1 pseudogene is annotated in these 238 nt (G+C 31.1%); it reads right to left on the reverse strand.

The window, feature by feature from the left end:
- Positions 1-238: pseudogene (locus tag FUA24_RS10905) on the reverse strand (5-(carboxyamino)imidazole ribonucleotide synthase); the annotation flags it as partial.

Consider the following 238-nt stretch of genomic DNA (forward strand, 5'->3'; position numbering starts at 1 on the left):
TGTTAATCCGCCATGATTTATGGCTTCTTTAATTTCTGAAGTATAAGCAAAGCGTGTAAAAGGAGCTGTTGGTATGTTATTATCAACATAAAACAATTTTTGTTTTGCTTTGTTTTGTATGGTACGTAGTGTTTTTGCTGCGGGGTAAACTTGTATGCCTTTTTTTTCTAAAGCTTCTAAAGCATCAACATTTACATTTTCAATTTCAATAGTTAATACATCAACTTGTTTTCCAAAG

The organism is Seonamhaeicola marinus (assembly GCF_008085455.1).